This is a genomic window from Fervidobacterium changbaicum (genome assembly GCF_004117075.1).
Lineage (GTDB): Bacteria > Thermotogota > Thermotogae > Thermotogales > Fervidobacteriaceae > Fervidobacterium > Fervidobacterium islandicum.
The window spans coordinates 1,022,631-1,041,141 of sequence record NZ_CP026721.1; the positions used below are offsets into that span (position 1 = coordinate 1,022,631).

The following is an 18,511-nucleotide window of genomic DNA, read 5'->3' on the forward strand; positions in this document are numbered from 1 at the left end:
AAACGCAATGGTCTACAGAGTATCCGATACCCCGAACTTAATGCAAGGTCCCATCGATGCGCGAAGGTTCTACGAATCCAAGAAAGCTATTGTCGCACAGATTACACTCCAGCCTGGTGGGAAACTTGAAAAGCACTCTTCAAAGGAATTCGCACTTCTTTTCGTCATATTTGGGAAGGTTAGGGTAGAGGTAGGGGATCATTCGTATGAACTCGAACAAGATTCCCTAATCGAATTTCCACAGAATATTTTGCACAGTGTCGAAAACGTGGGCGACGGAGTGGCGAAGGTGCTGGTGGTCAAGATTAAGTGAGCATTCTTTTTGACTGAATTTTCTAAATAAAAGGTCGGCCGTGCGGCCGACCTTTGTTTTTTCTAACCAACAATCAACACGATCAAATCGTTGACATTCGTGCCTGTTGGACCTGTGATTAGAAGGTCTCCAGCGATCTTGAGTGCGTTGTATGAATCGTTGTTTTCTAAGAAGCTTTCAGCGCGGTAGCCAACTTGTTTTATTCTTTGCACCGTTTGACCGTCGACGATTCCCCCAGCAGCATCGGTTGGTCCATCGGTGCCATCCGTTCCAAAGCTGCAAAGGACAACATCGCTCAAACCATCGATGGAAAGAGCAAAGGAAAGTGCCAATTCCTGATTTCTTCCACCTTTTCCAGTGCCTTTAACTCTAACGATAGTTTCCCCACCAAGTATCACAGCTGCGGGCTTTCTAACAGGCCTATCATTTTCTTTTATCTCTTTAGCTATCGAACCTAAGAACCTACCAGCTTCTTTTGCTTCACAATCAAGAACCGTTGTTAAGATAAGCGTGTTGTAACCAAGTTCTTTTGCTACATTTTGAGCAGTGTCGCAAGCTACTTTCACGCTGCCTATGATGTAAGTTTCTACGTTCGATAATTCTTTTGGCGTTTCCTGTTTAAGTGCGTTTAGAATACTTTCGCTTGTAGTGATCTTGTACCTTTCCAGCACTTCCAATGCTTGCTGCGAAGTTGTGTTGTCCGGATAAGCAGGACCTGAAGCAATGCTGTCCAACCTATCGCCAAGCACATCGGACAGAACAAGTGAGATAACTTTCGCAGGATGAACGTGCTGAGCAAACCTTCCACCTTTGACTTTTGAAAGGTGTTTCCGAACGGTATTTATCTCCACTATATTCGCACCACTTTTTAGCAACGCTTCGTTCAATTTCTGGATATCTTTAAGACTGATACCATCCACTGGCATTTCAAAAAGTGCAGAACCACCGCCTGAAACAAGAAAGAGCACTACATCGTTCTGTGTTAAATTTTCCGTGAGTTCAAGCGCTCTTTTCGTTGCATTTAAGGTGTTTTCATCAGGTATTGGGTGGCCTGCCTCATAGATTTCAAAGCCTTCTATATTCCCTTCCGAATGACCGTATTTAGTTATAATTATGCCTCTTTCGATCTCGTCTTTCAAAACTTCCTTTGCGGCCTTCGCCATTCGCCAAGCTGCTTTTCCAATTGATACCACAATGAGTTTGCCTTTTCTATTTTGGAGTTTTTCGATGTTCTTAGTAAGCCAATCCTTCACCGTATTGTCTGGAACTACAGATTTTCTGACTCTTTCAATTATCATCTCAATGTCCGTTCTTAATTTCTGAATTACGATCAACGAATTCACCCCTCTCTAACTATTTTTATTATACCGTTATCAATTATCAATTCGCAATTAAAAGTGCCTGCAGTAATCCTTCAAAACTTGTAGAATTTACTCCTTTGATGTGATAAAATAAATCAATAGACAACATTATCTATTCCAGGAGGTATACGGTTTGGAAAACTACAGTAATTTAAAAGTTTTTTCGCTTGACACTTCATCACCGCGTGTTGTTGCTTGCTATTTTGATAGTGAGAAAAAGATAATGATCGAATTAGAAACCAAAGCAAAGCACGGTATCCAGGTATCACAAGTTGTTGAAAAGTTGAAGGAAGTCGATTTCAACTCACTTGATGTGATAGGTGTAGGTATTGGACCTGGTGGCTTGACAGGTCTTCGAGTTGGCATATCCTTTGCACTCGGATTGGGAATCGGGAAGAGATTTGTTCGAATAAGTTCGTTGAAACTTATAGCAATGAACGCACTTGCCTCCAACGGCTATATTGGAGTCGTGAGAAAGGCAAGGGAGGGTTACCTTTACGCAGGGCTTTACCATGCCGAAAATGGAAAACTGCATACGCTTGTTGAACCCTTTATCGAGTCCATAGATGTGGTAAGGGAAAGATTTAAAAGCTATAACCAGCTACTTTTGCTTGGCGATGGTGCGGAATATTTTAAAGACTATGGCATCGTATTTGAACAACCCACGTATTCCCAATACAATTTTCCAAGCGTAAGAAATCTGTACTTATTAACAATCGAAGAGATAGCCAACGGCAATTTTGTGGATGCTCTACACATCGAACCACTCTATTTACAAAAGAGTATCGCTGAATTGAATTTCGAAAAAAAGCTAAAACAAATTCAGGAAAAATAAAAATAACAAGTTTTGAGGTGGTTCAATGGCGTACCATCCGGAAAGCATGGGAAACGTGAAAAAGCCGGTAAGAGAAGAATCAAATGAAGCGCTATTTTCTAATCTTAAAGATATGAAATTGACACCAATGATGAGGCAGTATCTTGATATAAAGAAGAAATATCAAGATTCCATTCTGCTCTTCAGGCTCGGGGATTTTTACGAAGCCTTCTTCGATGACGCACTTGTTGTATCCAAGGTGCTCAACATCGTTCTCACCAAACGTCAGGATGCTCCAATGGCGGGCATCCCATACCATGCGCTCGATAATTACTTGAAGAGACTTGTAGATAGCGGCTACAAGGTTGCTATTTGCGAGCAGATGGAAGATCCAGCAACAGCAAAAGGTATTGTGAAACGCGAGGTAACACGTGTAATAACTCCCGGAACAATAATCGAAGATGAGCTTTTGACAACAAGCAATAATTACATGGCTTCAGTATATGAAACAAAATCAGGGGAAGTCTACACTGTCCTTGCTGACTCTTCAACCGGTGACGTTGTGGTAAAAAAATTCGACAATCTCGAAGAGTTGTTTGACTTTGTTGAAACACACGAGATTTCTCAAATCATCTGTCCGGAAAGTCTTTATCCGAAGATAAAGTCCAGAATTAAAATATTCGTAGACCGACTCGACGACTGGTACTACACGGGAACAATCGATGCGATCAAGCAGGCCTACGGACTTGCAACGATAGAACACTTCGAGCTCGGTGAAGCACACTACCCGCTCGGTGCAACAATAAAATACCTGAGCTATACTTTGAATAAGCCAGCGAAAATGAAAGTTCCAAGGATACTCGATGAATCAACATACATGATTCTTGACTCTACAACAATTGAAAACCTCTCCCTCGTTCCGGGAGAACGAGGTAAGAATCTCTTCGATGTTCTCAATAAGACAAAAACTCCGATGGGTGCAAGGCTATTAAAGTGGATAATCCTCCATCCACTCAAGGACAAAAAGGCGATAGAAAGAAGGCACGATATGGTAAGTGCCTTCTTTGAAGATTCTCTGCTCACAAACGAAATTAGAGAGTATTTAGACGGTGTGTACGACTTGGAACGGATAATCAACAGACTGCAGTACGACAGTGCAAAGCCAAAGGACTTGATAAGCCTGAAAAACACACTGGAAGTTATCCAACCCATTCGGGAAGCGCTGGAAAGCAACGAAAATTTGATGACGCTCGTTGAACAACTCCCGGATTTGAATATAGTCAAAGAAAAGATTCAAAGTACAATAAACGATGAGATAGAGGGGGATTTGGGAGAAGGCAAGATCATCCGCGAAGGTGTGTCAAAAGAATTAGATGAATACAGAGAACTTCTTTATCATTCCAGCGAAAGGCTCAAAGAATTTGAGGAAAGAGAGCGCTTAAGAACGGGAATTCAAAAACTAAAAGTCGGATTCAACAACGTTTTTGGATATTACATAGAAATTCCAAAAGGGCAAACGAAAAACGCACCGGAAGATTACACAAGACTCCAGACACTTGTCAACGCTGAGCGCTACACAAATCCAAAATTGAAAGAGTTCGAGCAAAAGATTTTGGCAGCCAAAGAGCGAGTGGAAGAACTCGAGAAATTGATTTTCAACAACTTGTGCGAAGAACTGAAAAACTACGCGCAAGAGCTGAGAAAGACTTCCGAAACGCTTGCATGGATTGATATATATACATCGTTTGCGTACCTCGCCAGGCTTTACAGTTACGTCAGGCCAATCCTTTCAAACGCAGAATTCGAAATCCTCCAAGGCAGACACCCAGTAGTGGAAAGGTTCGTTGATGAATTCGTTCCTAACGACACGTACATGGACGATAAGTTGAGAATGTACATACTCACGGGTCCCAATATGAGTGGTAAGAGCACTTACATAAGGCAAATAGGCCTGATAACCCTGATGTCGCAAATAGGTTCGTTTGTACCTGCATCATTCGCAAAATTGCCCATCTTTGACCGAATATTCACTCGAATGGGTGCGAGGGACGATATTTCAACCGGCAAAAGTACGTTCTTAACGGAAATGAGCGAAGTTGCCTTAATACTTAATAAAGCAACGGAAAAAAGTCTTGTTTTACTCGATGAAGTTGGAAGAGGAACAAGCACGTTTGATGGAATAAGCATCGCATGGGCGATAAGTGAGTACATATACAATGAACTGAAATGTAAAACCGTCTTTGCTACTCATTTTACAGAATTAACTGAACTTGCCGACATGTACCCAGGCATCAAGAACCTGACCATCCAGGTCAAAGAAACAGCCGATGGTGTCATCTTCCTTCACAAAGTGGTGGAAGGTGTGGCTGATAGAAGCTATGGTATAGAAGTTGCAGCTATCGCCGGTTTACCACAGAGCATCGTTGAAAGAGCAAAGGAGATTCTCGACATCATAGTAGAAAAGAGCGATATAGAAAAGAAAGTTGGAATACTAAAAGAAGGACAGATGAAGAAAATAAAATCAACGAAAAAAACTGTCCCCGAGGGACAGTTGAGAATGTTCTGAGCGATATTCTAATGTCTTTCTTTGCTCTCCAAAAAGCAGAGCAAAGGGGGATGGGGATTGTTCAAGCTTTGTAGAATACCCGCTTTGGGTATTCTTCTTTTCTTCTAACGCTGTTGAACGAACTCACGGGCACAAGGTATCCCACTATCCTCAAGTATTCATCCGCCTTTTTCTTCCCACATACGGGGCATTGTTCGCCATAGAACGCGTGGCCTTCTTCACATACGCTTATCTTTTGATTAAATGCAAAATACACAACACCCGTATTTGCAACCAAATGGACCATCTTCCATGCTTCTTCTTCCGTTCTAAACGGTGAATCTACGTTTATATGCAGTATCGCCCCGCCTGAGACTTTCTTATCAAACATGCCTGAGTATTTTATCCTGTTTAGCATGTCCGTGTCTGTTGTGAGTGGGAGCCATTGGTTGGAATAAAGCACATACTCTGTGTTGTAAAGGAGTCTATCTTTTTGAGCAAAGGTAACCGCCGCTTTCTCAGCAGGCACCTGTTCTATATTGAACGTGAACCCGTACTTTTCAAAAGCTATATCGTTCATCCTTCTGATTTCGTCAAGTACTGCGTTTACAAATTCTTCCCCTTCTTGTGTATATTTCACCCCGTCGATGTCCACCATCGTCAAACCGAGCAATTCCATCGCCTCGTACAGTCCGTTTATACCAACCGTTCCGTACTGCCTGTTTAGATCCATCAGTCCCAAGCTATAAAGCGGCAGTACGCCCTGCTGGATTCTTTCTTGAATTATGTTTCTGATAGCTGCCAAAACTTTCTGGACGAGTTCTACTTTCTCGGCAAGCCTTTTGATAAAACCTTCCTTATTCCCTATTTCAAGTGCGATCCTTGGCAGGTTTATCGTCACTACCTTGAAAGAACCGATGTTCAAGTCCGAGCCACCGATGGAGTTCACCATACCAGACAGCTTATCAGGTCCCATCTTAAACTTCAGTTCCTTTGTAGAACTCGTGAGCCTGCAGCAAGAAGCCACCGCATCAATGCTATCAGAGACGTACCAGTTCGTATCTTGCCATCTTAGGTTGACTTTGTTTATAAACCTCGCACTGTCTTCATCAACAAACTTACCATCTTTGTACAGCAAAGATGCTGTTAAAACCGGGAACGTGAACATCTGCTTTTCTCTTTCTTGAGATATCCACAGCCAGTATTCTTTCTGCAATTCTATTATCTGCTCAACGTAGTCTGTGATAGCCGAACCATCTGGATAACTTTCTCCTTCGAAAATCGTTTTGATGTAGTTCCTATCCAGATATGTGAAGTTCGTGTAAGGAGACTGAGTGCCTCTTATCGGCTGGTTAATCGAGTAGGTGAAAATCTGGAAGTGCTGGTGCAGGTATTCCTTTGCCTTACCTTTTGGTATTACTCCACTTTCCAAATCTTTTCTGTAAAAATAAGCAAGCCACACAAAGAAATCCGGCAAACCAACGGCACCTGATTGCTGGTTGGATGCAAACATGACAAATTGTATCACGTGCTGGATGTAAGAAGAAAGATGTTTTGCCGGGATTGATTTTATACTATCGATGAAAAATAATCCCTTTTCCACAATTGGTCGCAAGGAATAAGCGTAACAATACGGCTCGAATGCGGCATGATGAGCATCGTGCAGGTAAATATCTCCGTACATTTGGAATCTAAGGAACTTCTTCGCATCTTCCAAACCAAAGAGTGACTTCATTCGTTCGTAAATGTAGTAGATGGAGTACAGCTTCGACCAAGGTTTTACAACCTCGTTGAAGTACGTGTAGACGTTTGTACTCCTCACATTTGCATTTGCATCTATCGTAGAATTCAGAATTCCGCTGTTGAAAAAGTGCTCTGTGAACTTTGCTACATCAAGCTGCCAGCTGATACCTTCTAAATCCAAAAATGGTTCTGGAATGCTTGATATTTCTTCAATAAAATCATCAGAAAAACTGAACGATTTAAGCACATCTCTCAACAGTTGCATAGCACGTCCCCCTTTTTTATGTCTACTTTTTGTACTTTGCTCTTGTTTTTCAAGATTTCCAAGATCTTGAAAAGTTCTTCTTTTGTGAGATACATTTGATTTGCCGATGCAGGAAAACCGTCACGATGATACTTTTTCATATACCGCCCAAGTACGTACTCGTCGAAGTAATCCAAAGGTATGTCAAGCTCTAACAAATCCTTCGGACTTCTCCAAGAATAGACAAGTACAACCACTTGCTCTTGAAAAATCTCTTTGACCGTCTTTGCAAGCATATACGCAAACCTTCTGTTTCGCACAGACAAAGGTTCTCCGCCGAGCAATACGAGTGCAACTTTATCGTACGTACTCAAAAGCAACCTAAGCTTAGCTATAGTGTGTTCAACAAGGTGCCTGAAGTCGATAGCAAACCTTTCGTCAAACTCCCATGTCTCAGGATTATGACACCCCAAACATTTCGGGAACGCATCGCACCCCTGGAAGTAAACACTAACGGAAGGAAGGCTCGGATGGTCGCCTTGCATTACACGTAAAACACGTAGAAGCGGTTCATCAAACATCAGTGAGCTGAATAGTTCAGCAACTTGACCCTTTTGTTCCATAAAAACCCCCCAGTTTAGTACAAACATTAAACACAGTACATGAGTTCGGAAAGTAGAAATATACACCGAAGCAAGAGGCTACAAAGGTCGATAAAACACATTATATCGTAGAATTTCCATATTATTACACAATATATAGTATCACATCTGATGCCAGATTGTCAAGAAAAAAGGGTGGGAAAATTCAAAATCCCACCCAAGATATTGTATTAACATTATTTCGACAACAACAATTAGTTATCAACGGATAGAATTACAATCCCAGGTACGCCTTTTTTACCTGTTCATCCTTGAGCAGATCTTTTGCTGGGCCTTCAAGAACGATATTACCTGTTTCCAAGACGTATCCGTAGTGCGATATGTTCAGTGCACCAACAGCATTTTGTTCCACAAGTAGTATAGTCATCCCTTCTGAATTCAACTTCTTGATAATTTCAAAAACCTCTTCCACAAGTATCGGAGCAAGGCCAAGCGAAGGCTCATCCATCATGAGCACCTTTGGCCTGCTCATAAGAGCTCTAGAGATGGCCAGCATCTGCTGTTCACCACCAGAAAGTGTTCCACCGAGCTGATTTTTCCTTTCAGCAAGCCTTGGGAAAAGTGTAAAAACCCATTCCAGATCTTGTTTGATTCCATCTTTGTCTTTTCTATTGAAAGCACCCATCATGAGGTTTTCCATAACAGTCAGGTTGGGAAAGATCCTTCTTCCCTCTGGAACAAGACATACCCCCATCCTGTTTATCTGGTGTGGAGGTTGGTTTTGGACTTCTTTACCATTGAAGATGATTCTTCCCCTTCTTGATTTCACCAAACCTGCAATTGTGGAAAGCGTGGTAGTTTTCCCCGCACCGTTTGCGCCGATGAGTGTCACTATCTGTCCCTGTTCCACCTTAAAAGAAATACCTTTGATAGCGTGGATTGAACCGTAAAATACATGGAGCCCCTCAACTTCAAGCACCGGCATGTTCCCACTCCTTACCCAAGTAAGCTTCTATAACTCTCGGGTTTCTACTTATCTCCTGAGGTGTTCCTTCAGCAATGATCTTTCCAGAATCCATAACGATTATCCTTTCACACACGCCCATAACAACTTTCATATCGTGTTCAATCAGAACCACTGTCAATTTGAACTCATCCCTTATGTATCGAATAAATTCCATCAATTCTTCCGACTCTTTTGGATTCATACCAGCTGCTGGTTCATCCAAGAGCAACAATTTGGGTTCTGTAGCTAACGCCCTTGCAATTTCTAATTTCCTTTGCTGACCGTATGGAAGTGACGAGGCAATCTCGTATGCCAGATGGTCCAAGCCCACTTTTCTTAAAAGCTCCATACCTATATCGCGCATCTCGAGCTCTTTTTTTCTGTACCCTACCTTCGTCACAGCTCTCCAGAACCAAAGGTGTCCCTTGATCTTAGGATCTTTACCATGTTTTTTCAGAATCTCGTCTGCGTCCCTTGTAGAGAGCAAATGGTGCATAGCTACAAGCACATTGTCAAGAACTGTTAACGTCCCAAAGAGCCTTATGTTTTGAAACGTTCTTGCTATACCAAGATGCGTAATTTGGTGAGGTTTGTACGGTGTGATGTCTATGTCATCAAAGATTATCCTACCCTTTGTTGGGTAGTAAATCCCAGTGATAACGTTGAACGCCGTAGTCTTACCAGCACCGTTTGGACCTATGATGCCAAGGATCTCACCCTCGTAGACGACGTTGTCAAAATCGTCTACAGCCGTCAATCCACCGAACTGCATTGTAACATGGTCCATCTTTAGAATTACACGCCTGTTTTTTTCGTTGTTCAATCTCTTTTCTTGCATTAATGTATTGTTCATTTTTCACCACTCCTTCTCAAGCCGAGGCGCTTGAAGAAGTTGATTATACCTTCCCAAGTGAGTTCGCTTCTGCCAAAAATTCCCCTCTTCCATACGATCATCGTCACGACAAAGAGCACAGACAACACAAGCATCCTCATACCTTGGATAGCTGGAAAAGACCTTCCAAAAAGTGTGAACGGCTGTTCGAAAGCTCTGAGCCACTCCATCAAAAACGCAAAGATTATCGCACCAACAACTGATCCGCTTATACTTCCGAGCCCACCAAGAACAACCATGATAAGCACGTAGTAAGTGAGTATTGGACCGAATGTCGTGATTCTCGGATCAATTGTCGTAAGCCAGTGCGCATAGAGTGCACCGCTAACACCTGCAAAAAACCCGCTTATGACAAATGACAACAACGTGTGTTTAAAGACATTAATTCCCATTGCTTCAGCTGCAATTGCATTGTCTCTTATTGCCAAAAATGCCCGACCGTACGAGCTTTTCACAAGGCTCACGATGAAAAGTATCGTCACAAAGAGCCAACCCCAGCTCCACCAAATGTTTGTGTAGTTAGGTAAACCCTTTAATCCGAGTGAACCGTTTGTGATCGATTGTAAGTTGAGTGCAAGGATTCTGAGCACTTCGGAAAAGCCAAGTGAAGCGATAGCAAGGTAATCACCAGAAAGTCTTAGAACTGGAAATCCGATAATAAAAGCTCCAAAGGCAGCAACAAGCCCTCCAACAATCGTGGCTGTAAAGAAATCTGTGTGCAAATTAGCAATTAACGGGCTCGGTGGAGCTATAATGAATATCATTGCTTTTTGGTCAGGTGGAATTGTCAAAAGCGCGGAAGTATACGCACCAAGCAGTATAAAACCTGCATGACCCAGTGAGAACACACCGGTAATCCCGTTGACCAGGTTCAAGCTAACAGCCATGATTCCGTATATGGCCATCAAAGAGAGAATTTGCTTTTTATATGAATCAAAGCTCGCATCCGCAATCGCCAGCAGAATAATAACCACTATTAAGAACAGAACAGTCAAAATCAAATCTCTTTTCGTTCGGTTTCTCATCTCTCTCACCCCAACTTTAGTGCATCAAACTTTTTCCACAGCGCGTTTACCGAGAAGACCTGCTGGCCTGACAAGAAGTATCAGAATCAGAATAATGAAAGCAAAAGCATCTTTGTATTGCATAACCGTCGGGAAGAATGTGATTATCATCATCTCGATCACACCAAGCAGTATTCCACCAAGCACTGCACCACCGATAGAGCCAATCCCACCAAGAACTGCTGCAACAAAAGCCTTCAAACCGGGGACAAAGCCTGTGTAAGGATAAAAGCTCGGATACCTCAATGCCCACATAACCCCAGCAAGAGCCGCAAGAGCAGAAGATATGGCAAACGTAAAACCTATAACATTATCGACATTGACACCCATCAAAGATGTCGTAGGTATATCAACCGATATTGCGCGCATGGCCATTCCCATTTTAGTTTTATAAACTATCAGGAAAAGCACAAATAGAGCAACAGCTGTTATGCCAAGTATGATGAAGATAATCTTTGGTAGATACACGTTACCAATTACAAACGATTCAAACGCAATAGTCTTGTTCTGAAGAGCTTCCAAGAAGGCCTTGTAGTTAGGTCCAAAGAAAACAACAGCGAAGCTTTCGATAAAAAACGAAACACCTATTGCCGTTATCAGTGCTGAAATCCTTGGAGAATTTCTCAGTGGCTTATAAGCCAGTCTATCGATAAGCACACCCAAAATCGCCGTTGCTCCAAGAGAAACAGTAACAGCAAGCGGAAAACTCAGCCTTATCAGTGTTGCACCGTAGTAAGCAAAGTAAATGCCCATAACCATGATGTCACCAAAGGCGAAATTTATCAATCTCAATATACCGTAGACCATCGTGTAACCAACAGCTATGAGTGCGTACAGCCCACCGACCATAAGACCATTGAATAAGTTTTGAATGAAAATCGTTAGGTTTATAGTCAATTCAAGCACCTCCTTAAGCCAAATTAAGCCCTGCCCCACTTTAAGCGGGGCAGGGGATTTTTCTAACTACTGCAAATCTTTCGGCTCTATCCTTGTTTCGTACTTGAACTGTCCATTCTGAACCTTGACTATGATTACGTCTTTTATAGCATTTCCATTCTCATCGATTGTGATTGTTCCGCTGACTCCTTGGAACCCTTTTGTTGATCTTATGGCTGTGTTTATCTTCACAGGGTCTTTAGATTTTGCACGTTCAATTGCATCAACAATAAGCATATAGGCATCGTACCCGAGCGCTGCATTCATTGCCGGCATAGTTCCGTACTGTTTTTTGAAAGCTTCAACGAAATCTTTTGCGAGCTTCGTTGTGGCAGCTTCGGGAACATAGTGAGTTGTGAAGTAAAGCCCCTCTACAGCCTTGCCACCAATTTTTACAAGTTCCGGAGCATCCGCACCGTCACCTGCGATGAAATATCCCTTGTATCCCATAGAACGTGCCTGCTGGGCTATTAAAGCAATCTCGTTGTAGTATCCAGTCATCATGATGACATCACTTCCAAAAGCTATTGCCTGAGAAATCTGCGCGCTGAACTCCTGGTCACCTGATTTGTATTGAACTTTCAGTACTTGTCCTTTGTATTTCTTTTCAAATCTTTCTGTGAAGTAATTAGTCAAACCCACACTATAATCTTGCTCTATATCCACAAATATGGTGACCTTCTTAGCTTTTAAATTCTTTGCTGCGAACTCTGCGAGCGCAGTTCCCTGTAGCGGGTCGATAAAGCAGACCCTTGAAACAAATTTCTTGCCCTGAGTGACAAGTGGGTTAGTCGAAGTAACTGCAACTTGCGGAACTTTCCTTGCTTCCGCAATTTCGGCTGCAGCCATTGAGTTGCTACTTGCTATCTCTCCAATAACTGCAACAACCTTTTCCTTATCAATCAACCTAGCCATGGCGTTTGCCGCTTCTGTTTTTTCACTTCTTGTATCAGCGTACACAAGTGTTATCTTTTCGCCAAGAGCAGTACCTTTTTGCTTGTGTGCAAGTTCTATACCTTTTTTAGTCCAGTCTCCGAAAGCAGAAATACCGCCGGTCAGCGGTAACAATACACCAATCTTAATCTCTGCAAAGATACTGAGGGCAAGCAGAAGCACAATAAAGCTAAGTAGCTTCCTCATACACCACACCTCCATTTATAAAGATTTTGAGACTTTTTACCTAAAAATGGGGGGGAAGTCCCCCCATATTTTTCATACCACTGTTAAATTATTTCAGATCGCTTGCAGATATCTTAGCAGCAAATGCAAATTGCTGATTTTTGACTGTTAGAATGACAACATCTTTCGTGGCATTTCCATTCTGGTCAATCGAAATGACACCTGTTGCCCCTTGGAAATTCTTGATCGATCTGATAGCGGTAGCTATGAGTTCTGGCTTTGTTGTCTTTGCCCTTTCAATTGCTTCAACAACAAGCATGTATGCGTCGTATCCAAGAGCAGAAAGTGTAGATGGCTTCACGCCGTATTTCTTCACAAAAGCATCCACAAACTTCTTTGAAACTGGAGTAATCGGTGCATCCGGATGGTAGTGGTCAGAGAAGTACATTCCTTCTACAGCCTGACCTCCAATTTTTATCAATTCTGGCGCATCCGCACCATCGCCCGCAAGTATGTAACCTTTGTATCCCAGAGACCTCGCTTGCTGTGCGACGAGTGCTATCTCATTGTAGTATCCGGTGACAACTATGGCCTCGCTTCCAAACGCAAGAGCTTGTGAAAGTTGTGCGCTGAACTCCTGGTCACCTGATTTGTACTGAACTTGGAGGACCTGACCACCATATTTTTTGAATCTTTCTATAAAGTAATTCGAAAGTCCAACGCTGTAGTCTTGTTCAACATCAGTAAATACCGTTGCTTTTTTAATTTTTAACGTCTTAACGGCAAACTCTGCGAGTGCAGTTCCTTGGAGTGGGTCAATGAAACAAACTCTTGAGACAAATTTCTTACCTTGTGTCACGAGCGGATTTGTAGACGATGGACTAACCATTGGGACCTTTTTCTTTTCCGCAATTTCACCAGCAGCAATAGAGTTACCACTGATGACTTCACCTATAACAGCAACGACGCCTTCCTTATCTATTAACCTTGCGATACCGTTTGCCGCTTCCGTCTTCTCGCTACGCGTATCCATGTATACAACTTCTATCTTCTCTCCAAGAACTGTTCCTTTCTCCTCGTGAGCAAGCTCGATACCTTTCTTGACCAAGTCACCAAAAGCCGATACACCACCGGTAAGTGGTAAGAGCGCACCTATCTTGATAACGGCGAAAATACTAAGTGAACTGAGTAGAAGAGCGACCACCAAAAGTTTTCCGAACTTCCTCATACATAACCCCTCCCTTGAAAAGATTTAGAAAAATTTGGAAGAAAAACCACTTCTTCCAATATTGAACGTATGGAAAAGTAACAGACTTAACTTTTTTGTTTGTATTTTAACACAAAGTACGGTTTTAAGTCAAGCTAATTTTATTGCAATAATGCATAATGCTAAGAAATAAGATAAAATAAACTTATGGACAACTTTTTCTATGAAAAAGTATTATTTTTCAAGAAAATCAGAGATACGAAATCTAAAATAACAACGTTACTCTTGCAAAGTGAACTTCTTTATGCTTTATTTGAGAAAAAGTATCCTATGATAAAGAAGTCCTTTCCAGGTGGTATAATTGAAACAAGGGTGCTTTAAATTCAAAAAAGAAAGTCGATCTAAGAGGTGAGCAGCGATGAATATATTACTTGGTGTTTCGTCTGGTATAGCCATCTACAAAGCTGTAGACTTGGCGAGTAAGATAAGAAAAGAAGGATGGAATTTGAAAGTGATAATGACAGAGCATGCAACAAAACTCATAAGTCCCATCGTTTTTTCATCAGTTGGCAACTGTGAAGTTTTCACTGACACTTACGAAATCGAACAAGGTTGGATCATCCATACGGAAGTTTCAAAGTGGGCAGATGTTTTACTTATCGCACCTGCAACAGCGAATACTATTGCAAAATTGGCACATGGGTTTGCCGATAATCTGTTAACAACAACGGCGCTCGCATTTAACAAATCCAACAAAGTAGTTGTTCCAACAATGAACACACGAATGTATGAAAATCAGGTAACACTGGAGAACATTGAGAAATTAAAAGAACATGGCTGGAAGGTGTTGGAACCAGAAGCTGGGCACCTTGCCTGTGGTGAAGTGGGGAAAGGTCGGTATCCCGAGAATGAGAAAATCATCGAATTTGTAAAAATACTCTCCGAAGAAAAACCCCTCTCCGGTAAAAAGGTATTGATTACAGCAGGTCCTACAAGGGAAGCTATCGACCCTGTAAGGTACATCTCAAACCATTCAAGTGGTAAGATGGGGTACTCAATAGCAAAAGTAGCCAAAAGACTCGGAGCCGAAGTATGCCTAATATCTGGTCCTACTTGCTTGGAGGTTCCTTATTTTATTGATTCATATATTCGTGTCGAAAGTGCAAAAGATATGTTCGAAGCTGTTTTGGAAAAATACAGAGAATATGATATACTAATAATGTGCGCCGCTGTCGCAGACTACACACCCACCCAAAGCTCACAAGAAAAGATTAAGAAGACTCAGGACAAGCTGGTACTGGAACTTTCAAAGACACCAGACATATTGGATTTCTTAGGTCATAACAAACAACCGGGGCAAATAGTTGTCGGATTCGCCGCTGAAACGCAGAACATCGTTGACAATGCGTATGAAAAACTTTTGAAAAAGGAAGCCGATGTTATTGTTGCAAATGATGCAAGAAGAGCCATGGGAAGTGATGAAAATCAAGTGTATTTAATTTTTAAAGATAAGCCTACGGTAGTGATCGAGGGCAAAAAAGAAGAAGTAGCAAAGGAGTTGTTGAAAAGGGTATGCGAGCTATTAGAGAAATGAAGTTGAGAAAGCCACAACGCCAAACATCTAAAAGTATTAAAGTTCTTGTGCTCGCTTTTATTGTCCTACTATCATTGATCTTCTCAGGTACAGCATTCAGTTTAGTAGTCGAAAAAGTTTACGTTGGTATCAAGTACTCATTTAGAAATTATCGAACCAACGGTGACGTTATTTTCATTGATCCATTCAGTAGAAAAATGGCACTTTACGAGCTTTCAAGCAAGCAAATTCTTGGTTTTTATAACTACATCGGAAATTTTGTAATTGCTGTATACGATTTAAAAGATAGCTACATTGTTGTGGATCGCACAGGTCCGAATCTTTCCAGAATGGCACTCAGCGGAGAATTGATTTCTAATGCAAAGTTTGATAGAAGGATACAAAGCAGCCTTTTCGATGGTGATAAAATATACGTGCTTCTTGAAGGAGGAACGGTCTACGCTTTTGATAAGAACCTGAACCAGATATTCAAAAAGTCATTTACTGGTTCTCCTGCTTATCTGTTTCTGTGGAGAGGGCAACTTTTAGCAACCTACCTCTGGAATGATAACTACGATGTGGAATTTCTCGGAGAACAACCAGTGAAGACTGGATTGACAACCCCGTCTATTCTTGCAAATGATTTGCTTGTTGATACAAGGGGAGGAAAGGTCTACAACCTAGCAACTGGTAAAACAACAAAGCTCGCAGCGTACATATCAAGTGCTTATTACGACAAAGATACTGGGCAATATTACATTTCATCAATGTCAAATTCGACTGTATACGTACTGAAAGACGATGCCGTAATGAACTCGTTCCAAGTACCTTATACACCAACGCAAGTTTCAAAGATAGGTAACTACATCGTGGTATTAAGTGCACCTTACAATAAGGTCATGGTAACAACAAATGGCAAGGATATTATGGTACTCGATACAGGTGACTATCCACTTGAGGTCTTCAAGATTGGGGCTTCAACAACATCGTTTGCTGTTTACTGTTCAGACAGCGGAGAAGTGTATTACTACTATTTCTAAAAATTTACCAACTCACAGTAAAGAAAACCAAAAGGGAGGTATAAAAAATGAAGGCAGTGAGATGGGTTAACACATTCTTTCCAAAGGTAAAAAACACACAAACGATAGCAGAGGCACTTCATGAAATGAGGAAACACTCATGCGACTACTGTATAGTGATCGATGAAGATGGTAAATTTGACGGCTTGCTCCACAAGTCTGTAATTAAAGAAGTTGAAATGGAAGAAAAAGTGGGTCCGTACGTTGTATTCCCAGACTTTTACATAGTTGAAGACTCAACAATTGAAGAAGCCGCCATGATGCTGATCGAGAACAAAGAAACAATACTACCCGTTGTGAATTCAAACAGTGAAGTAATAGGAGTACTAACCATTCAAGAAGTCCTCGAGGCAATGACCGAAATGGCAGCAATGGATGAGCATGGTATAAGAATCAACCTCACACTACCAGACAAACCTGGTGAGCTTAAGAAGGTCATCGACGTGCTTGCAAATAACAAGATTAACATTCTGTCGATTTTGACAATCAAAGATGGTGAATCAAGGCTGGTCTCGATAAAAGTTGATAGCAAGGATGCGGAAAGCGTTGCAGGTATTCTTGAGATTTACGAAATTGCATACGAATCCATAGTGGAGGAAGAAGGTTTCTTCTGATAATCGAACATGGAGCTACTTTTTAAACTTGAGCAACTCGAGTTTGAAGGACCGCTTGATTTACTCCTTTATCTAGTGCAAAAGAAAAAAATAGACATCCGTCAGTTGTCGATATCACAACTGGCGGATGAGTTTTTGTATTATGTCAACCAGATGGAGGAACTCAACCTCAACGTTACATCCGAATTCATCGCGACAGCTGCTTATCTTCTCGAACTGAAATCGAAAAGCTTGTTACCAATGAGTGAGAAAGAAAAGAAAGAGTATGAATACAAAAGAGAGTTGCTCATAAGACGCATCGAAGAATATGCAAGGCTCAAAGAGCTTACCGAAGAGATTATGACCAAAAGCTCTGCAGATCAATACCCTGTTAAGGTACCGTATTCGTTCCCAAAAGTTGATGAGAAGAAATTGGTCAAAATCGTCAAAGCCGCACTCCAAGAAGTCGAAGTTAAGCAGAAAGTGTATATCATAAAGAAGGAAAACTATTCATTGGAACGTATCATGGAAGAAATCGAGGAAAAATACGATGTCGTTAATTTATTGGAAATCCTTAGGGACAGCTCGTCCAAATACGAAATCATCGTGAAGTTCTTAGCTGTTCTGGAATTAATCAGATTCGAAAGATACATAATAGACGATGACCTTGTTTTGAGAAAAGTGGTGAGGCCAGATGTCTCGGGCATTCGAGCGTGAATTAAGTGATTTAGTGGATGAATCCACAAAAACCTTGCAACCTGATAAGATATCGCTTGTTGAAGCTATTATCTTTGCTTCAAGAGGCGTATCTAAAGCGACTCTCGCCGAATTAACTGACATCCCCGACGAGGAACTTGATAAAATCATCACTTATCTTAAGAAAAAGTACGATTCAGACGAACATGGCATCGAACTAAAACAGATAGAAGATTATTATCGATTCTACACGAAATCGAAGTTTGCCGATGTAGTGTCAAAAGTAGCCAAACGAAGAAATCTTGGTAGCCTGTCACCCGCTCAACTTGAGATTGCGGTATTCCTAGCCGTTCGAAGACAAGCAACCAAACTTGAGATCGATAGCATGCGTGGTAAAGATTCCTCCAACTTGATAAAACAGCTACTCGTCTCCGGAGTTATCAAAAGAAGAAAACTCGGTCGAACGTTTGTTTATAGCCTAACAGATACATTCAAAGATGAAAGCATGATCGAAGAGTTGGTAAGACAAGCCGGCGGAGCTTCATTTGAAAGCATAGGCAAAATGCTCTTTGAAACCCCCGAAACCATACAATCACAAGATACGCAACAAATCCAGCAAGATACTTCTAACAGTGATGAATCAAAAGATTTTCACAGCGATGCATTTGAGGTCATCCGAAAAGAAGAAATAGAAATCCCTCCTGAAGAATAAAATACGTGCTAA

General features: G+C 41.5%; 17 protein-coding genes. 8 read left to right on the top strand and 9 right to left on the bottom strand.

From position 1 onward, the window contains the following. Positions 1 to 7: 7 nt before the first annotated feature. Positions 8 to 313 carry a cupin domain-containing protein gene (locus CBS1_RS04895; protein ID WP_052107205.1) on the top strand — a complete coding sequence of 102 codons (306 nt, stop codon included), beginning with the start codon at positions 8 to 10 and terminating at the stop codon, positions 311 to 313. A 62-nt stretch (positions 314 to 375) separates the two neighbouring features. Here CBS1_RS04895 and CBS1_RS04900 read toward each other — a convergent pair whose 3' ends face one another. Next, positions 376 to 1,611: a glycerate kinase type-2 family protein gene (locus CBS1_RS04900; protein WP_084384126.1), complete on the bottom strand. Its 1,236-nt coding sequence runs from the start codon at positions 1,609 to 1,611 to the stop codon at positions 376 to 378. 196 nt (positions 1,612 to 1,807) lie between these two features. Between CBS1_RS04900 and tsaB the strand changes: the two genes are divergently transcribed. Together tsaB and mutS are read left to right on the top strand one after the other, a co-directional pair. Continuing rightward, the gene (tsaB, locus tag CBS1_RS04905; protein WP_090222124.1) at positions 1,808 to 2,509 is read left to right on the top strand and encodes a tRNA (adenosine(37)-N6)-threonylcarbamoyltransferase complex dimerization subunit type 1 TsaB; all 702 of its coding nucleotides are present in this window, start codon (positions 1,808 to 1,810) and stop codon (positions 2,507 to 2,509) included. A gap of 112 nt (positions 2,510 to 2,621) precedes the next feature. Continuing rightward, entirely contained in the window at positions 2,622 to 5,054 is a 2,433-nt protein-coding gene (gene mutS, locus CBS1_RS04910) for a DNA mismatch repair protein MutS (RefSeq protein ID WP_090222158.1), read from the top strand. Between the two features lie 61 nt (positions 5,055 to 5,115). Here the strand turns inward: mutS and CBS1_RS04915 are convergent, their stop codons facing one another. The 8 genes from CBS1_RS04915 to CBS1_RS04950 form a co-directional block, all read right to left on the bottom strand. Continuing rightward, positions 5,116 to 7,041, bottom strand: coding sequence for an anaerobic ribonucleoside-triphosphate reductase (locus CBS1_RS04915; protein WP_090222126.1), 1,926 nt, complete (start codon positions 7,039 to 7,041; stop codon positions 5,116 to 5,118). Beyond that, positions 7,029 to 7,643, bottom strand: coding sequence for a 4Fe-4S cluster-binding domain-containing protein (locus CBS1_RS04920; protein WP_052107206.1), 615 nt, complete (start codon positions 7,641 to 7,643; stop codon positions 7,029 to 7,031). The genes CBS1_RS04915 and CBS1_RS04920 overlap by 13 nt, the downstream gene beginning before the upstream one ends. A gap of 253 nt (positions 7,644 to 7,896) precedes the next feature. Next, entirely contained in the window at positions 7,897 to 8,607 is a 711-nt protein-coding gene (locus CBS1_RS04925; protein ID WP_033192087.1) for an ABC transporter ATP-binding protein, read from the bottom strand. Further along, on the bottom strand, positions 8,594 to 9,481 hold the full coding sequence (locus CBS1_RS04930; RefSeq protein WP_241685573.1) for an ABC transporter ATP-binding protein: 888 nt from the start codon (positions 9,479 to 9,481) through the stop codon (positions 8,594 to 8,596). The genes CBS1_RS04925 and CBS1_RS04930 overlap by 14 nt, the downstream gene beginning before the upstream one ends. Beyond that, positions 9,478 to 10,545 carry a branched-chain amino acid ABC transporter permease gene (locus tag CBS1_RS04935; protein WP_090222128.1) on the bottom strand — a complete coding sequence of 356 codons (1,068 nt, stop codon included), beginning with the start codon at positions 10,543 to 10,545 and terminating at the stop codon, positions 9,478 to 9,480. Before CBS1_RS04935 ends, CBS1_RS04930 begins: the two co-directional genes overlap by 4 nt. A gap of 24 nt (positions 10,546 to 10,569) precedes the next feature. Further along, on the bottom strand, positions 10,570 to 11,433 hold the full coding sequence (locus CBS1_RS04940; protein WP_052107290.1) for a branched-chain amino acid ABC transporter permease: 864 nt from the start codon (positions 11,431 to 11,433) through the stop codon (positions 10,570 to 10,572). A gap of 114 nt (positions 11,434 to 11,547) precedes the next feature. Beyond that, entirely contained in the window at positions 11,548 to 12,660 is a 1,113-nt protein-coding gene (locus CBS1_RS04945; RefSeq protein ID WP_033192089.1) for an ABC transporter substrate-binding protein, read from the bottom strand. Positions 12,661 to 12,748: 88 nt separating this feature from the next. Next, the gene (locus CBS1_RS04950) at positions 12,749 to 13,867 is read right to left on the bottom strand and encodes an ABC transporter substrate-binding protein (protein WP_033192090.1); all 1,119 of its coding nucleotides are present in this window, start codon (positions 13,865 to 13,867) and stop codon (positions 12,749 to 12,751) included. Between the two features lie 397 nt (positions 13,868 to 14,264). Here CBS1_RS04950 and coaBC point away from each other — a divergent pair, with 397 nt between their 5' ends. Genes coaBC through CBS1_RS04975 form a run of 5 tightly spaced genes read left to right on the top strand, consistent with a single transcriptional unit; the run spans position 14,265 to position 18,499 of the window. Next, positions 14,265 to 15,440, top strand: coding sequence for a bifunctional phosphopantothenoylcysteine decarboxylase/phosphopantothenate--cysteine ligase CoaBC (gene coaBC / locus CBS1_RS04955; protein ID WP_033192091.1), 1,176 nt, complete (start codon positions 14,265 to 14,267; stop codon positions 15,438 to 15,440). Further along, a complete protein-coding gene (locus CBS1_RS10335; protein ID WP_241685574.1) occupies positions 15,419 to 16,459 on the top strand; it encodes a PQQ-binding-like beta-propeller repeat protein in 1,041 nt (346 codons plus the stop codon). The genes coaBC and CBS1_RS10335 overlap by 22 nt, the downstream gene beginning before the upstream one ends. Positions 16,460 to 16,506: 47 nt before the next feature. Then, positions 16,507 to 17,112: a CBS domain-containing protein gene (locus CBS1_RS04965; RefSeq protein WP_033192093.1), complete on the top strand. Its 606-nt coding sequence runs from the start codon at positions 16,507 to 16,509 to the stop codon at positions 17,110 to 17,112. A gap of 9 nt (positions 17,113 to 17,121) precedes the next feature. After that, positions 17,122 to 17,808, top strand: a complete 687-nt coding sequence (locus CBS1_RS04970; protein WP_090222132.1) for a segregation and condensation protein A — start codon at positions 17,122 to 17,124, stop codon at positions 17,806 to 17,808. Then, positions 17,786 to 18,499, top strand: a complete 714-nt coding sequence (locus tag CBS1_RS04975) for an SMC-Scp complex subunit ScpB (RefSeq protein WP_052107207.1) — start codon at positions 17,786 to 17,788, stop codon at positions 18,497 to 18,499. Before CBS1_RS04970 ends, CBS1_RS04975 begins: the two co-directional genes overlap by 23 nt. The last annotated feature ends 12 nt before the right edge of the window (positions 18,500 to 18,511 follow it).

Coding starts and splice junctions, on each gene's coding strand:
- CBS1_RS04950 (WP_033192090.1), bottom strand. CDS start 13,867: ATGAGGAAGTTCGGAAAACTTTTGGTGGTCGCTCTTCTACTCAGTTCA.
- CBS1_RS04945 (WP_033192089.1), bottom strand. CDS start 12,660: ATGAGGAAGCTACTTAGCTTTATTGTGCTTCTGCTTGCCCTCAGTATC.
- mutS (WP_090222158.1), top strand. CDS start 2,622: ATGAAATTGACACCAATGATGAGGCAGTATCTTGATATAAAGAAGAAA.
- CBS1_RS04895 (WP_052107205.1), top strand. CDS start 8: ATGGTCTACAGAGTATCCGATACCCCGAACTTAATGCAAGGTCCCATC.
- CBS1_RS04935 (WP_090222128.1), bottom strand. CDS start 10,545: ATGAGAAACCGAACGAAAAGAGATTTGATTTTGACTGTTCTGTTCTTA.
- CBS1_RS04975 (WP_052107207.1), top strand. CDS start 17,786: ATGTCTCGGGCATTCGAGCGTGAATTAAGTGATTTAGTGGATGAATCC.
- CBS1_RS04965 (WP_033192093.1), top strand. CDS start 16,507: ATGAAGGCAGTGAGATGGGTTAACACATTCTTTCCAAAGGTAAAAAAC.
- CBS1_RS04920 (WP_052107206.1), bottom strand. CDS start 7,643: ATGGAACAAAAGGGTCAAGTTGCTGAACTATTCAGCTCACTGATGTTT.
- CBS1_RS04925 (WP_033192087.1), bottom strand. CDS start 8,607: ATGCCGGTGCTTGAAGTTGAGGGGCTCCATGTATTTTACGGTTCAATC.
- CBS1_RS10335 (WP_241685574.1), top strand. CDS start 15,419: ATGCGAGCTATTAGAGAAATGAAGTTGAGAAAGCCACAACGCCAAACA.
- CBS1_RS04930 (WP_241685573.1), bottom strand. CDS start 9,481: ATGAACAATACATTAATGCAAGAAAAGAGATTGAACAACGAAAAAAAC.
- CBS1_RS04900 (WP_084384126.1), bottom strand. CDS start 1,611: ATGATAATTGAAAGAGTCAGAAAATCTGTAGTTCCAGACAATACGGTG.
- coaBC (WP_033192091.1), top strand. CDS start 14,265: ATGAATATATTACTTGGTGTTTCGTCTGGTATAGCCATCTACAAAGCT.
- CBS1_RS04915 (WP_090222126.1), bottom strand. CDS start 7,041: ATGCAACTGTTGAGAGATGTGCTTAAATCGTTCAGTTTTTCTGATGAT.
- CBS1_RS04940 (WP_052107290.1), bottom strand. CDS start 11,433: ATGGTCGGTGGGCTGTACGCACTCATAGCTGTTGGTTACACGATGGTC.
- CBS1_RS04970 (WP_090222132.1), top strand. CDS start 17,122: ATGGAGCTACTTTTTAAACTTGAGCAACTCGAGTTTGAAGGACCGCTT.